The sequence below is a fragment of the Actinomyces sp. Z5 genome (genome assembly GCF_003287795.1).
Classification (GTDB): domain Bacteria; phylum Actinomycetota; class Actinomycetes; order Actinomycetales; family Actinomycetaceae; genus Actinomyces; species Actinomyces glycerinitolerans.
In genome coordinates this window covers 30744-45893 of record NZ_QMIN01000043.1, presented here as the reverse complement: position 1 = coordinate 45893, position 15150 = coordinate 30744, and the positions used below count along the sequence as shown (strand labels likewise).

Genomic DNA, 15150 nt, shown 5'->3' with positions numbered 1-15150 from the left:
CGAAAACCTTCCGGGCTGGACAATATCGAGGCCCGGGGGCATGGGACGACGGCATCCCTCTGCCCCCGAGTACCGTCTTGACCGGTCCTAGCCGTTACTCGTACCGGTTAAGGTGTGTCACTGGTGCCGGTCTGGTGGTGTTGGAGCCAGCCTACGTCAAAGTGGTGGAGCGGTAAACCGTCCGGTCGAGGCGCGGCTGCCCCGACCGGACGGCCGACTCACTTCTGGCTACCGCGCATGACGCCGGAGATGACCCAGCGCTGAGCGATCACGTAGACGAGGAACATCGGGGCGATCGCCATCAGGTAGGAGGCGAAGGACACCGGATAGTTCGTGTTGAACTGTCCCTGGAAGACGTACTGGGCCAGCGGCAGGGTCGCCTTGGACTGGTCGGTCAGGATCACCAGTGGGAGCAGGAAGTCGTTCCAGGCCCACAGGCAGGTCAGGATCCCGACGGTGGCGTTCATGGGCGACAGCAGCGGGAAGATGATCCGCCAGAAGATAGTCCAGCGGCTGGCACCGTCCATGGCGGCCGCTTCCTCCAGCTCCTCCGGAATGGACTTGATGAAGGAGGTGTACATCAGGATGTTGAAGGCCAGACCGTAGACCACGTACAGCAGGATCAAGCCGGCCTCGTTGTCCAGGTGCAGCAGAGCGGTCTCCTTGACAACCGGCAGCATGATGATCGGGAACGGTACGAACAGGGCCGCCACGAAGTAGTAGTACAGGCGGCGGAACCAGGGGCGGTGCATGTTGCGGCCCAGCGCATAGGCGACCATGGAGTTGGACAGCAGCGTGAACACCGTGGCGCCGACGGTGATGATGGCGGAAGTCAGCACCCGCCGAGGGTAGGAGGTCATCTCCCAGGCGGTAGCGAAGTTGTCCAGGCTCCAGGACCGGGGCAGTGCCCAGCCGGAGGTGGCCAGTTCCTCGGGCGTCTTGAAGGCGGTGACCACGGTGAAGTAGAGGGGCACCAGCACGGTCAGGCTGAGCACGATCGCCAGCAGGGTGGTCCACCAGTTGGTGCGACCGAAGACGCCCTTGGAGCGTCTGCGAACCCGGTAGACCTCGGGATCGGCGGTGCCCAGGCGGCTCTCAGCGGAGCCGGAGTTGTCAATGTTGGCGGTTGTGGCGGTCATGGCGGATCAGACCCTTTCCTGGCTCTGGGTGAAGCGCAGCTGGGCGAAGGACAGCAGCACCACGATGAGGAAGTAGATGACGCCGTTCGCCGTCTGGTAGGCGTATTCGCCGCCCTGGAAGCCGTTCTTGAAGATGAGGTAGGAGATGGACTGCGTGGCGGTGCCCGGGCCGCCGGAGGTCAGGGCGACGATCTGGTCGAAGACGCCCAGGAAGTTCTTGAAGGAAAGCACCATGTTGATGCCCAGGTAGGGGATGATCAGCGGCAGGGTCATGGACCACAGCCGCCGCACCGGGCCGGCGCCGTCGATGGCGGAGGCCTCGTAGATCTCATCGGGCACGGTCTGCAGGCCGGCCAGGTAGATGATCGTGTTGTAGGCGACCGCCTGCCACACGCCGACGACGACGATCGCGAGCCAGGCCAGGTCCTCGTTGGCCAGCAGCGAGGTGCTCAGCCACTCCCAGCCCAGCGCCTGCCCGATCTGGGGCAGGTTGTTGGTGAACAGGTAGCTGAAGATGTAGGAGACCACCAGCACCGGCAGGATGTAGGGCACGAAGAACACGCCGCGGAAGAAGGTGCGGGCCTTCATCTTGGAGTTGAGGATGAGGGCTAGCCCCAGGGCGATGATGTTGGTCAGGATGGAGGCGACGATCGAGTACTTGAAGGTGAACAGGTACGAGCCCCAGATGATGTCATCGGAGAACAGGTTCTTGTAGTTGGTCAAGCCGACGAAGTGCCAGTCGCCGTAGCCCTTGAAGTTGGTGAAGGTGTAGAAGACGCCCGTCAGCAGCGGGATCGTCAGCAACACGGTGAAGACGAGGGCCGCGGGGACGAGCATCCAGATGAAGGCCGGGTCGACCTTCTTGGCCTTGTTGTCCTGAATCTTGTGGGATACGGCCTGCGAGTCGCCGGCCCGCGGCGCAGTGGCGGTTTGCGTGGTCATGGTGGTTCGGTCCTCCTGCCTCAGGCCGTCTCGTTAATGCGGCGGACGACCTTGTTCCACTGGGCGTCCAGCGTGGAGATCAGCTGGTCCAGGTCGCCGTTGAACAGGTACTGCTGTATGTAGGCGTTCAGGGTGATGGCCGGCGGGTAGTTGTGGTCGGAGTAGGTGGCCACGCGCCCGGCGTCGAAGTAGGGCTGGAGCCCCTCCAGGGCGGGATCCTGGGCGGACAGCGTCGTCAGGGTCGGGTAGGCGACCTGCTCGTCGCAGTAGGCGGTCATGTTCGCCTCATCCATCAGGTACTGGAAGAAGCGCAGGTTCTCCTCCAGGTGGGCCGGGTTCTCGCCCATGGTCAAAGCCACGTCGACGCCGGAGACGACCTTGGTGTCGGCCGCGTTGTCGGCGGGAGCGGCGAAGGTCCCCAGGTTGATGTCCGGGTTGTAAGAGCGGATGGCGGGAATGGCATAGGTGCCGTGCCAATACATGGCCGCCTTGCCCTGCGCGAAGCCCTGGTTGCCGTCGTTGTAGCCCAGGGCGGCCTTGTCTGCGTTGCCGTACTGGATCGCCTGGTACATCTTCTCGAACACCGGGCTGAGCTCGGCGAAGGAGGTGCCCGAGTCGAGGTCGCGGCGCTGGTCGTACCAGGCGGCGACGCCGTCGGCGAGGAAGGAACCGGACAGGGAGTTAAAGGCGGGTGCGCCGGTCCAGTTGTCCTTGATGGCCCAGTAGAAGGGATCAATCCCCTGGGCGGTGAACTCGTCACAGACTTCGATGAGCTCGTCCCAGGTGGTTGGCGGCTCGAGGCCGGCGGCATCGAAGACGTCCCTGTTGTAGATGATGCCCGAGCCGTTGTCGGCGAAGGCGACGCCATTGGTCTGGCCCTCACCACCGGTGCCGAGCGTGTCCAGGATGGAGGCGATGGACGGGTTCACGCCGTCGAGCAGGTCGGTGCGGTTGAAGTCGTAGAAGATGCCCGTGTCGGCCAGGGCACCGTAGTTGTAGTCGCCGTTGATGGTGATCAGGTCCGGGGTGTCGCCCTTGACCAGGCGGGCGCGCAACGAGGTGATGTTGTCGGCCTGGAAGTTCTGAGTGACGACGATGTCCGGGTTGGCGGCATTGAAGTCCTCACAGATCTGATCGAACAGGGTGATGGCCTCGCTCTTGAACTGGAACAGCTCCAGGTGAACCTTGCCGTCTCCGGATGAGCAGCCGGCGAGGGTTCCGCCCGTGGCCGCGAGCGCCGCCGCCGTCGCCGTGCCGGCGAGGAAGGAGCGCCTGCTCAGTGCTCTCATGGGTACCTCCGTGCATCCTTGCTGAGGTTGGGGGGGTGGGAATGCCACCGGTCGGCGGCAACAAAGATTATTCTGCACCAGAAGAAACCCGTGCGCAAGCCCACGCGCACAGGTGTCGCCCCCGAGTCGGGCATGATGGGGTCATGGCCGACTCAAGCGCCCCGGCCGGGCCCACATCGCTTTGGACCGCTCTCAGCGACACCCAGCGCGAGATCGTGCTGGCCCTACTGCGTTACGGGCGACTACTGCGCCCCGAGATCATGCGCATCGTCGACATCTCCCCCGGTTCGGTCACCCGACTGACGACACCGCTGGTAGAGGCCGGACTTCTCACCACGCACACACTGCAGGTGGCCGACACCGGGCGGCCGCAGTCCCCGCTTGAGGTACGCGCCGACGCCGAGTCCGTCGTGGGGGTTGGCCTGTCAACGAACTTGCTGACCGCGGTCCTGACCGACCTGCGCCTGGGCGTGCTCGCCACTGTGCGCCGCCCGCTTACGGGCCACTCCCCCGCAGAGATCGTCACCGAGTTGGCCGCCGCGCTCACCGATCTCGCCGGTGGCGCCGCGGACGCCCCGCCACCCTCCTGCCTGGGGATCAGCCTGGGCGGCACAGCGCGCGACGGGCGCACGGTGGACGAGGCCGTGTTCTACGGCTGGCACCGAGTTCCCCTGGCCGATTTCGTTGAGGCCCGGCTGGGCGTGCCGACCATTATCGGCAACGACCTGACCGCACTGACGCTGCGGGAGGCCTGGTTCGGAGTGGGACGGGAACACGGCCGCTTCAGCCTACTCACGGTCGGTGCGGGCGTCGGCCATGGACTGGTAGTGGACGGCCAGGTCGTGACCAACGCCGACGCCGAGATGGGTCTACTGGGCACGGTGCCGGTGCCCGACGGCGCTCGGCCGGCCAGCGCCGCAGCGGCGATGGACTGCCTGACCAATGAGGCGATCGAACGCACCTGGGTACAGCGCGGCCACGACTGGCTGGCGGCGGCGGACGTCGTCGAGCTGGCGACCGCGGGTGACGGCGACGCCGTGTCTCTATGCGCTTCCTACGCGCGCAGGCTCGGGCGTTTGCTGGGCATGGCCGCGGCGTTCACCCTGCCCGAGGTCGTGGTGGTTGCGGGCGAGCGCGCCGCCATCGCCACGCTCTTCGAGGACGAGGTGCAGCAGGGGATCGCCGCGGTGCGCCGTGCCAGCGCGACTCCGCTCGACGTGGTCGTGCGCGAGCACGACCGGGCCGAATGGGCCACCGGCGCTGCCGCCCTGGCCCTGCGTGCCCGAGTCCTGGGGCAGTTGTAAACGCGGCCGACCGCCCCAAAACGGGCCCTTCGTGTCTGGGGGTGTGGCGGGCCGAGGCGTCTGCTACGCGGGTTAGACGTTAACAACGCTACTTAACGGTCTGCTGTATACCTCGGAGCCCTTCAGCAGACGGTTAACAGGCGTTGTTAACCCCGAAGTGGCGTTGCAGACGTCCCCGGTTCCGGGCATGGGTATGTCGGCAGCCGACTCGGACGCGGGATGCCGGCGGCTGACTCGAGCACGGCCGGCAGCCGACTCGAGCACGGCCGGCAGCCGACTCGAGCACGGCCGGCGGCCGATTCCGGCACGCCATGGTCAACGTGGATGCGGGCGACCTCAAACGGGCTTGTCTGTTTCGTGGGTGTGGGGGTGAGCGCTGCTGCCCTGGCATGTTGGGTGGTGGGTGTGGGCGCGCCCCCGGACGCCCCGCCGGAGGCGGAACGTCCAAATCCGGCACAAAGGCCGTCGACGACCGCAGGGGTCGAGTTTGAAACCGCATGATTCCAACGTTCTGCCCACAGTCGCCGGCGACGTCGGAGTCGTTTATGCCGATCCTGGACACTTTGGGCCGCCACGCACGGCACTCGGCGCCGACGGCGGGCCGCGAGTGGGCAGGCCGCCCGCGCACCCGACGTCACGCCGGAATCCGGCATCACACCCCGGAGCTTGAAGAGTTGGTTTACGCCCGCCCGGGACTCCCGGGGTCGTGCAACACGCACCCAGGTCATTATCTGAATCAGCTCGCCGGAACAGGGCCGAGCGTCCCACCCTCCTGCCAGGTGACCGGCAGGACAACTTGCCGCGGCGCGCCGTCGCCGTCGCGCAACTCATCCAGGAGGTAGGCAACCGCGGCGGTGGCCTTGTCGCGAATCGGCTGACGCACCGTCGTCAGCGGCGGGTCGACGTAGCGCGCCAGGTCCAGGCCGTCGAAGCCGACCACGGAGACGTCGTCGGGCACCCGGCGCCCCGCCCGGCGCAGTCCCGCGGCAACGCCGAGGGCGAGCACGTCACCGGAGGCGAACACAGCGGTCACGGGAGACCTGCGCTCCGTCAGCCGCGCCGCCGCGGCAATCCCCTCATCGAAACCGACCTCGGTGAGCAGCACGTCCCGCCGCTCCACTCCACCGCCGTGGGCGGCGAGACCCTCACGCAGGCCGCGCAAGCGCTCGCGCACCACCCCGGGGATATCAGTCGTGGGGCCGACGAAAGCCACACGCCTATGCCCCACAGCCCCGAGCCGCTCGCCCACCATCCGCGCACCCCCGGCGTCGTCGATGTTGACGTAGGAGATACCGTCGCCGTCACGGTAGGAGTCGATGAACACCGCCGGCACACCGGAGCGCTCCAGGAACTCGCTGGGAGCCATGCGGGTGGTGGCCATGACAATCGCGCCGGCGACATTCCATGAGCGCAGCTGGGCGACCGTGTCCTCCGCCTTGGAGGCGCCGCAAAGCATGAGGGCATAGCCCTCCGCCCGTGCCGCCTGCTCGCACACGCCCACGAACATCGACTCGTACGGGGACTCCAGTGCCGGTCGCCCCGGAACCGCCTCGTAAACCAGGGCGAGGATCCGCGAGGACGAGCCCGCCAGCGAGCGGGCCGCGGCGCTGGGCACGTACCCCAGGGCGGCGATGGCCTCCTGCACGCGGGCGATGGTCGGCGCCGAGACCTTGCCAGTGCGGCCGTTGATGACGTTGGACACCGTCATGGCGCTCACACCGGCGCGCGCCGCCACGTCTCGTAACGTCGACATGAACCACTCCTGCCTGCTAGCAACACCTTGACGGCCGTACTTCCCGTCGATACAGTGTATGACGTTTACCGGTAAACCTCAGCCCGGTACCGACGAAGGACTCCATGATGCACACCCCCTCCCCCAAGCCAATCTCTCGACGCGGTTTCATCGCCGCCGGAACCAGCGCTGCTCTGTTGACCACCCTGGCCGCCTGCGGCGGCGGGAATACAACCGCGACAGTCCAGGACACCCAGGCCGCAAAGGGCCTCGACATTCAGGGCGACCACCTGACATACGACCCGAATACTCTGGTCAACAACGGAGACCCCATCACTATCGAGTGGTGGCTATGGGACGGCGACGAAAAGTTCAAGGCATTTGCCGATGCCTACAGCAAGATCCACCCCAACGTAGAGATCAAGATCGTAAACCAGGCCTGGGACGATTATTGGACCAAGCTGCCTCTCGCCCTCCAGGGTGATGACGGGCCAGCCTTGTTCAACATCCACAACTCCTACCATGAGAACGTCCTGCCCTACTGCGAGGCTTACAATATGGACCTGGACAGTCTCTCCCAGGACTTCGTCGGAGTCGACGGCCATGTAATAGACGACTCGGTTTACTACATCGACTACGGACTCATGACCGGCCTGATCTTCTACAACAAGGCCATGTGGGAGACCGCCGGCTTGACGGATGAAGATATTCCGACGACGTGGGACGAGTTCCGTGAGATAGCGAAGAAGCTCACCGTGCGTGACGGCAACTCGTTCCAACAGGCCGGATTCGACTTCAATGACAGCCTCTACCTCATGCTGTTGGGGAAGCACTACCAGTCAGGCTATAACCTGTTCGACGCTTCCGGAACTTCCGTCCAGGTCGACAACGAAGTGATGAAATCTGATTTCCAGTACTTCAAGGACCTGTACGACGTAGACCAGGTGGGATCACCGGACTTCGGCCCCAACGCGCAGGAAGCCTTTGGCCAGGGCCTATCCGCCATGCACTATTCGTGGGGACACCTTTACGGCACGATGGCTAACGACTACCCCGAGATCGAGTTCGGTACCTTCCAGTTCCCCGTCAACAACGCAGACGAGACCCCCTACGCATACGACCGCTACAACGGGGAATCCACTCCCGGCATCAACAAGAACGCCTCTGACGGCGCACGCGAGGTCGCGCAGGACTTCCTCAAGTTCTTCCTGACGAGTAACGATCTGCTCGTCGACCTCTGTCTCAACTACAGTCTCTTCCCCTCGTCGGTCGCGCTCGCTGACAACACCGAGATCAAGCAGCACCCCGTCACCAGCGCGCTCGGTTCGATCGACCGTTACGTGTGGCCCGGGCCTATGCCTGCCACCGTTGAAGACAACATGAAGATTGCCGTGTCCGACGTGCTTTACAACGGCGTCGGCATCCCCGAGGCCTTGACCACCGCAAAGGCGGCCATTGACGCTGACATCGCCAAGACCGACTTCAGCTCTGTCGAAGGTCTGTACGCCCACGCCGACGAGCTGGTCGGCTGACATCCACGGTGCACCCAGCCAGACGCCACCTGAAGGAGGACGGGTGGGCGGGGAGGGGGTCTCCCCGCCCACCTATCGTCATGAACCAACAAGTATTAGCGGCCGACTCATCGGCCCCGTCTCGCACCATCGCGCGGCACCGCCGCGCTTACAAGGGAGAAAGAACTCTCCGCAACGGCGTCGTCACCCTGATCGTCCTGTTCAACGCCGTTCTGCTCGTCTACCCGATAGGCAAGGCGCTCCTGGGATCCTTTCACCAATGGAACCCACTGAACGAAACCTATAAGTGGGTCGGCACGCAAAACTATGCCGACCTCTTTCGAGATCCGACTTTTTGGACCTCCCTCACCAATACCCTGTACTTCTCTGTCGTCGTAATCGTCCTGCGAGTCGGTCTCGGCCTCGCGCTCGCCTACGCCATTTGGTCGAAAGTGACTCGCCACAAGACCCTCTTCCGCACCATCTTCTACATGCCGACCGTCACTCCGATGGTAGCTATCGCCTACGTGTGGAAGATGATGTACAACCCTCAAATCGGCATTTTTCACAACTTCCTCAACATTGACATCAACTGGTTGTACGACTCGCACTGGGCTTTGCCCGCGATCATGCTCATGACGGTGTGGAAGGACTTCGGTTATGCGGTTATCCTCTTTCTATCCGCACTGCACTCCCTGCCCGAGGACGCTCTTGAGGCCGCCAGCGTCGATGGAGCGAGTTCATGGAAGCGTTTCTGCCACATCATTTGGCCCCTACTGCGGCCGATGACAATATTCGTAGTCATCACCTCTCTCATAAGCTACGTGCAAGCCTACGTTCAAATCCTCATCATGACCCAGGGTGGGCCAGGAAAGTCCACGTTCCTCATTTCATACATCATCTTCGACGAGGCCTTCCAACAGTATGACTTCGGGTATGCGTCCGCGATTGCGTTCGTGCTTCTGGTTATCACCGCGGCACTCACTGCGGCGTCATTCGGCCTCAACTCACGGCGTTCAGGAGGCCAGCGATGACCAAGCGCGTCCAAACCATCGCCCTAGAAGCGGTCCTGCTCATTATCGGCGTCACGACGGTGTTCCCCTTCGTGTGGATGCTGTTTTCGGCCTTCAAGCCCAATTCGGAGATCCGCGCACTCAACCAGACGCTCCTCCCGCAGGAGTGGACACTCGACAACTTCCTTAACCTGCAGGACAAGTTCGACTTCATCCGCTTCTTCACGAACTCGCTGGGCATTGCGCTCATTGTGACCGGAGTAACTATATACACCAGTTGCCTGTGCGGCTTCGTGCTCGCTAAGTACCGGTTCCCCGGCCGTAGCGCCATTTTCGGTTTCATCCTTGGCACGATGATGATCCCCTGGGCCGTGACCATCATCCCGCGTTACACCATGTTCGCCGCATGGGGCCTGCGCGACAACTATCTATCGCTGATCCTGCCGGCAGCGATGAGCGGCTTCGGCATTTTCATGATGCGGCAGTCGATGGATGACATACCTGATGCAGTACTCGAGGCGGCGCGCATAGACGGCGCCAGCGAGATCTACATCTTCCACCGCATAGTCCTGCCAATGAGCCGTAACCCGATCTCGGCGCTCGCGATCTTTCAGTTCCTGTGGGCATGGGAGGACTACCTGTGGCCATACCTCATGATTGACAATGAGAAGATGCAGGTTCTCGCGGTCGGCCTTACGACCTTCAACGGACGCTATGGCACCGACTACGGCGGCCTGTTCGCCGCCACTACAATTTCGGTCATCCCCGTTCTCGTGGTTTACCTTATCTTCCAGAAACGCTTCATCGCCGGCGCCGCCGCCGCGGCAGTAAAGGGCTGATTACATGGCTTCCCCTCTTTCCTCCGCTTCAAACGACCCCCGTCCTGCGCCTGCCCCCGTCGGCGCCGTCGTCGCGGGCCCCGACTGGCGGTTCACGGTGCTGACCTCGCGGCTGATCCGCATGGAATACTCCCGCGAAGGCAACTTCGTGGACGCAGCCACCCAGCTGGTGGTCTCCCGCGATCTGGGCCCGGTTCCGGACTTCGAGGTGCGCCGCAGCGAGGACCGCGTCGAGATCATCACCGAGCACCTGCACCTGACGTACCTGCCCGCGCGCGGCTTTTCCCGCTCCGGCCTCAGCGTCACCCTCCGCACCGCCGTCATTGGCGCCCACGGCGGAACCTGGCGCTACGGGGACCGGTGGGACCCGGAAGAGGCCTACCGCACCAACCTGGGCGGCACCGTCCGCACCCTCGACACCGTGGATGGCGCCACCGCGGTGCAGCCCGGTCTGCTGTCAATCACCGGGCACTCGGTCATCGACGACTCCGGCTCACTGCTGGTACAGGAGGACGAATGGGTGCGCCCACGTCCGCACTCCCACGCCGCCAACACCGCAACCGCCCCGGATAAGGACCTGTACTTCTTCGGCTACGGGCAGGACTACCGCTCGGCCCTGCGCGACTTCTTCGCACTGACCGGTCCTACGCCGCTGATCCCGCGCGCGCTGCTGGGCAACTGGTGGAGCCGTTTCCACCGGTACTCCGAGGGGTCCTACCTGGAGTTGATGGACCGCTTCGCCGCCGAACAGCTGCCCTTCTCGGTGGCCGTGATCGATATGGACTGGCACCTGGTGGACATTGATCCCGCCATCGGCAATGGCTGGACCGGCTACACCTGGAACCGCGAACTGTTCCCCGATCCGGAACGCTTCCTGGCGGCCCTGCACGAGCGCGGCATGCAGGTGACGCTCAACCTGCATCCTGCCTCGGGCATACGCCGCCACGAGGACGCCTACGAGCCTGTGGCCCGCGCACTGGGGCTGGATCCCGCCACGGGAGCCGACATCCCCTTCAACATCGGAGACAAGGACTTCACCGCCGCTTACCTGGAGCACGCCCACCACACCCTGGAGACGCAGGGCGTCGACTTCTGGTGGCTGGACTGGCAGCAGGGAGGCGACACCGACATTCCGGGACTGGACCCGCTGTGGATGCTCAACCACGTCCACTACCTCGACTCCGGGCGCGAGCGCAGTGGTCCCGGCCGGACCAGTTATCGGCGTCGTCCCATCACCTTCTCCCGGTTCGCCGACGCCTCCAGTCACCGCACCCCGATCGGCTTCTCCGGAGACACGGTCACATCCTGGGAGTCGCTGCGCTTCCAGCCGGAATTCACCGCCACCTCCGCCAACATCGGCTACTACTGGTGGTCCAACGACATCGGTGGCCACATGCTCGGCGTCAAGGACGATCAAATGACGGCCCGCTGGGTGCAACTGGGCTGCTTCTCCCCCATCAACCGCATGCACTCCACCATGTCGATGTTCAACTCCAAGGAGCCGTGGCGCTACTCGCGCGACGCCCACGCCACCATGAATGCGTACCTGCGGCTGCGACACCGGCTCGTGCCCTACCTGTATACGTGGGCGCGCCGTGCGCACGCCGAGGGCATCGGCCCGGTGCGTCCGCTCTACCACGATTACCCCTGGCGCATGGGGTCCTACGACAACCGCAATGAGTTCCTCTTCGGGGACCTGCTGGTCATGCCGATCACGCGGCCCGCCGACCCGGCCTCGCGCCTGGCTCAGGAGGAGGCGTGGCTGCCCCAGGGCACCTGGTTCGACCTGCCCACCGGACGCCGCTACGACGCCGCTGCCGCCGACGGGCGCATGCTCACTTTCTCCCGTCCCCTGGAGCAGGTGCCCGTCCTGGCGCGCGCCGGGTCCGTAATCGTCGGCGCCGAGGACCTTGGCGAGGCGGCCGGCGACAACCCACGCCATCTCTCCGTGGTGGTCGTGCCGGGAGCCGACGGCGAGTTCGTGCTCGAGGAGGACGACGGCTCACCCGAGCCCGGGCCCGACGGCGTGGTGCGCACCCGCTTCACGCTCACCTGGAACGAGGCGGCCGGCTCGGCCCGCCTGGCAATCATCCAGGACGGTCCGGACGGCGTCGTACCAGACGAGCGGGAGATCGCCGTCCATCTGCTGTCCGCCGGCGGCCAGGCCACGGCCCGCGTGAACGGCACCGACACCCCTGTCAAGGAACGCCCCGCCGACGGCTTCACCCTCGGCGGCGGCCTGGACGTCTCCCTGGGCACGGTGCGCCCGGCCGACGGCGTCGTGCTCGAGCTGTCGGGCGTGAGCACTAAGCCGCCGTCGCTGGCAGACGAGGTCTTCCGGATCCTTGAACCCGCCCAGATGTCCTACCCGGCCAAGGACCGGGCCTGGGGCGTGGTCTCCTCCGGGGCCACCGGCGGCACACTCATCGGCGGCCTGCGAGCAGCCGGCTTGTCTGAGCAGCTGTTGGCCGCCATTAGCGAGGTCGCCTGACCCCGCACCCGCGGGAGCCGTTGCTCCGCCGAGGTCGGCATGTCGACCGACCTCGGCGGATCAGGCAGGACCCGGCGAGGCGGTCGAACCGTGGTCAATCAGGCGCGGCTCGACCAGCATTACACCGGATACTGAATCATCGGTCAGGTAATGCAATAGCAGGTCCCCGGCCATACGCCCGAGCGCCGGCCGGTCCACCCCCACCTCGGTTACCAAGTCCCCGGCCGGGGTGCGGGCCGCGGTCAAGCCGACCGACACGAGGGACAGATCGTTTGGAAGAGACAGGCCGCGCGCCCACGCCGCCGCAATCACGCCTTCGAGCGCACTGGCGTTGTTGGAGACCACGGCTGTGCATCCCCCCGGCAGCCCGTCTGGTCCGAGTACATGCGCGCCGGCAATGACGTTGTCGGGACAAGAACGGAACACGGCCTCAACCCCATGCCTACGGGCGGCCTGACGTACAGCCTGACTCTGAGCCGCATAGGCGTGAGACCGATCGGCATGCACGTCGCGCATGAGGAACAGGATGCGGCGGTGGCCGAGCTCCACCAGGTGGTGCACACCCAGATCCGCCATCCGCTCGAAGTCGGCGTCCACCCCCGGCGCGCCGTCGGCACGGTTCGACGTACCAATCAGCACGGTTGGCACGCCCTCCCCCAGCAGATACTCCTCACGTTCGTCGTCAATGGCTACGTCCATGAGGACGGCGGCCTCCAGCGCCCGGGAGCGAACCAGGGCCTCCAGCGCGTCCATCGGTCCCGAACGCCGTCCCACGGGAACGAAAACCTGCATTCCCTGCGGCTCCACGCCCTGGCGCAGACCCTCGACATACTCCAGATCGTTGACATCAATGCCGGAGCGCTGCATGCGAAACAGCACCCCGACCGTGCGCACCGAGCGAGCCGCCAGCACGGAGGCATGCCGGTTGGGCCGATAACCCAACTCGTCGATGGCGCGCTGCACTCGCTCCCGCGTGGCCCGGGTGGTGGGTCGCTGTCCCGTCAGGACATAGGTGACGGTTGACGGGGAGACTCCGGCCAGGCGTGCGACCTCGGCACGGGTGGCCATGCGTTCTCCTTCCGGGGCCTGATGGGGCCGCCCGCCCTGCCTCAACTCATGCGGCTAGCCACACGGCGGCGTTCGCGGGAACTGTGATGGCGTCGAGGCGTCCGCCTGTCTGCCCGCTCCAAGACTGCACCAGCACCGTACCCGTCAACGGCAGTACGGCCTCCCCGTCCCCCATATTGATAGCAACAGTGACCTCACCGTTGCGGAAGGCAAGCACCTGCTCGGGCAGATCCTGCACCCATTCGACCTCGCCCCGCCCCAACTGCCATTCGCGCCTGGCCGCGATGGCGCGCCGGTACATGGACAGGGTGGAGTCGGGGTCGGACTCCTGTACGGCAGGGGCGTAGACACCCCAGCCATCGGGCTGCGGCAGCCAGGTCCGCCCGGTGGTGTTGAAGCCGTAGGCGGGTCCAGTGGCAGCCCAGGGCAGGGGAACGCGGCAGCCGTCGCGCCCGCGCGTGCGCTTGTCGGTGCGCAGCCAGGCCGGGTCCTGGCGGCAGGCGTCGTCCATGGTGGTGTGCTCAGGCAGGCCCAGCTCCTCCCCCTGGAACATGTACATGCTGCCGGGCAGACCGAGGGCGAACAGGGTGGCGGCGCGGGCCTTGCGCAGCCCCAGGGCGGTGTCAGGCTGCGGATCCTCGGCGCCGATGCCGTCGTCCGGCTCGGCGCCGGGAGCAAACCCAAAACGGGTGGCGTGACGGACGACGTCGTGGTTGGACAGCACCCAGGTGGTTGGCGCGCCCACGGCGGCGTTGGCTGCCCTTGAGGTGTCGATGACTCTGCGCAGGTCGGGGGCACGCCAGGGGGACTTGAGGTACTCGAAGTTGAAGGCCTGACTCATCTCGTCCTCGCGGACGTACTTGGCCATCTGCTCGGGCGGATCCACCCAGGCCTCGGCCACCAGCAGGATGTCGGGGCGGATGCCGCTGAGCACGCTGCGCCAGTCGCGATAGATGTCGTGTACGCCGGGCTGGTCGAACATGGGGCCGTTGTCGGCGGTCTTGGGCCGCTCGTCGTCGACGGCGGTGCCGCGCCAGCGGTCCTCCCCCAGAGCGTCGTCGGGCAGACCGGGAGCCTTGACCAGGCCGTGGGCGACGTCCACACGGAAGCCGTCCACCCCGCGCCCAGCCCAGAAGCGCAGGAATTCGCGGAACATCTCGTGTACGTCGGGGTGGTCCCAGTTGAAGTCGGGCTGCTCGGCGGCGAACAGGTGCAAGTACCACCAGTCGCGGTCCTCCTCCCGGCCGGTAAGCGGCTCGACCCGAGTCCACGCCGGGCCGCCGAACAGACTGCCCCAGTTGTTGGGCGGCCCGTCCGGGCTGTGGCGGAAGATGTAACGTTCGCGCTCCGGCGAGCCGGGTCCCGCCTGCAGCGCGGCACGGAACCAGGCGTGCTGGTCGGAGGAGTGGTTGGGCACCAGGTCGATCACAACCCTGATGCCGACGGCTCGGGCGGCGGCCACCATTTCGTCGAAGTCCGCCAGTGTCCCGTACTCGGGGGCCACGTCGAAGTAGTCGGCCACGTCGTAGCCGGCGTCGACCTGCGGAGATGGGTAGAAGGGCGACAGCCAGATGGCATCAACCCCCAGAGCGGCCAGGTGGTCCATGTGTGAGGTGATTCCGGGCAGGTCACCGAGGCCGTCGCCGTCGGAGTCGGCGAAGGAACGGGGATAGATCTGGTAGATGACGGCGTCGCGCCACCAGGCTTCCTGGTCGTTGCGCACGGTCACGAGCGGAGCAAGCGAGGTCATGAGGTCTTGTGTGTCCTGGAGCGGGATCGGAGCCCGGGCGGTGGAGGAGCGGTCGCCCGGACACGGAATGAG

The 15150-nt window shown here is 65.5% G+C and carries 11 protein-coding genes; 5 read left to right on the top strand and 6 right to left on the bottom strand.

All coding sequences use genetic code 11. The annotated features are described in order from the left end of the window. Window positions 1–218: 218 nt before the first annotated feature. Genes DRB06_RS05025 through DRB06_RS05015 form a run of 3 tightly spaced genes read right to left on the bottom strand, consistent with a single transcriptional unit; the run spans window position 219 to window position 3370 of the window. Entirely contained in the window at window positions 219–1139 is a 921-nt protein-coding gene (locus tag DRB06_RS05025) for a carbohydrate ABC transporter permease (RefSeq protein WP_108966789.1), read from the bottom strand. A gap of 6 nt (window positions 1140–1145) precedes the next feature. Next, window positions 1146–2081 carry a carbohydrate ABC transporter permease gene (locus tag DRB06_RS05020; RefSeq protein ID WP_234416136.1) on the bottom strand — a complete coding sequence of 312 codons (936 nt, stop codon included), beginning with the start codon at window positions 2079–2081 and terminating at the stop codon, window positions 1146–1148. 20 nt (window positions 2082–2101) lie between these two features. Beyond that, window positions 2102–3370: an ABC transporter substrate-binding protein gene (locus tag DRB06_RS05015; RefSeq protein WP_111819282.1), complete on the bottom strand. Its 1269-nt coding sequence runs from the start codon at window positions 3368–3370 to the stop codon at window positions 2102–2104. A 143-nt stretch (window positions 3371–3513) separates the two neighbouring features. Here DRB06_RS05015 and DRB06_RS05010 point away from each other — a divergent pair, with 143 nt between their 5' ends. Then, on the top strand, window positions 3514–4674 hold the full coding sequence (locus tag DRB06_RS05010; protein WP_111819281.1) for an ROK family transcriptional regulator: 1161 nt from the start codon (window positions 3514–3516) through the stop codon (window positions 4672–4674). Between the two features lie 736 nt (window positions 4675–5410). Here the strand turns inward: DRB06_RS05010 and DRB06_RS05005 are convergent. After that, window positions 5411–6427, bottom strand: a complete 1017-nt coding sequence (locus DRB06_RS05005) for a LacI family DNA-binding transcriptional regulator (RefSeq protein WP_108966783.1) — start codon at window positions 6425–6427, stop codon at window positions 5411–5413. A gap of 104 nt (window positions 6428–6531) precedes the next feature. Here DRB06_RS05005 and DRB06_RS05000 point away from each other — a divergent pair, with 104 nt between their 5' ends. The 4 genes from DRB06_RS05000 (at window position 6532) to DRB06_RS04985 (ending at window position 12260) form a co-directional block, all read left to right on the top strand. Then, complete coding sequence (locus DRB06_RS05000; RefSeq protein ID WP_234416135.1) at window positions 6532–7938, top strand: ABC transporter substrate-binding protein; 1407 nt, start codon at window positions 6532–6534, stop codon at window positions 7936–7938. An 80-nt stretch (window positions 7939–8018) separates the two neighbouring features. Further along, entirely contained in the window at window positions 8019–8951 is a 933-nt protein-coding gene (locus DRB06_RS04995; protein WP_111819280.1) for a carbohydrate ABC transporter permease, read from the top strand. Then, a complete protein-coding gene (locus DRB06_RS04990) occupies window positions 8948–9769 on the top strand; it encodes a carbohydrate ABC transporter permease (RefSeq protein ID WP_108966780.1) in 822 nt (273 codons plus the stop codon). The genes DRB06_RS04995 and DRB06_RS04990 overlap by 4 nt, the downstream gene beginning before the upstream one ends. Before the next feature lie 4 nt (window positions 9770–9773). Continuing rightward, complete coding sequence (locus DRB06_RS04985) at window positions 9774–12260, top strand: TIM-barrel domain-containing protein (protein WP_111819279.1); 2487 nt, start codon at window positions 9774–9776, stop codon at window positions 12258–12260. Between the two features lie 60 nt (window positions 12261–12320). On the opposite strand, the gene DRB06_RS04980 is transcribed toward DRB06_RS04985, so the two are convergent. Together DRB06_RS04980 and DRB06_RS04975 are read right to left on the bottom strand one after the other, a co-directional pair. Next, the gene (locus tag DRB06_RS04980; protein ID WP_108966777.1) at window positions 12321–13328 is read right to left on the bottom strand and encodes a LacI family DNA-binding transcriptional regulator; all 1008 of its coding nucleotides are present in this window, start codon (window positions 13326–13328) and stop codon (window positions 12321–12323) included. A 46-nt stretch (window positions 13329–13374) separates the two neighbouring features. Then, the gene (locus DRB06_RS04975) at window positions 13375–15078 is read right to left on the bottom strand and encodes an alpha-amylase family glycosyl hydrolase (RefSeq protein WP_111819288.1); all 1704 of its coding nucleotides are present in this window, start codon (window positions 15076–15078) and stop codon (window positions 13375–13377) included. Window positions 15079–15150 lie beyond the last annotated feature (72 nt).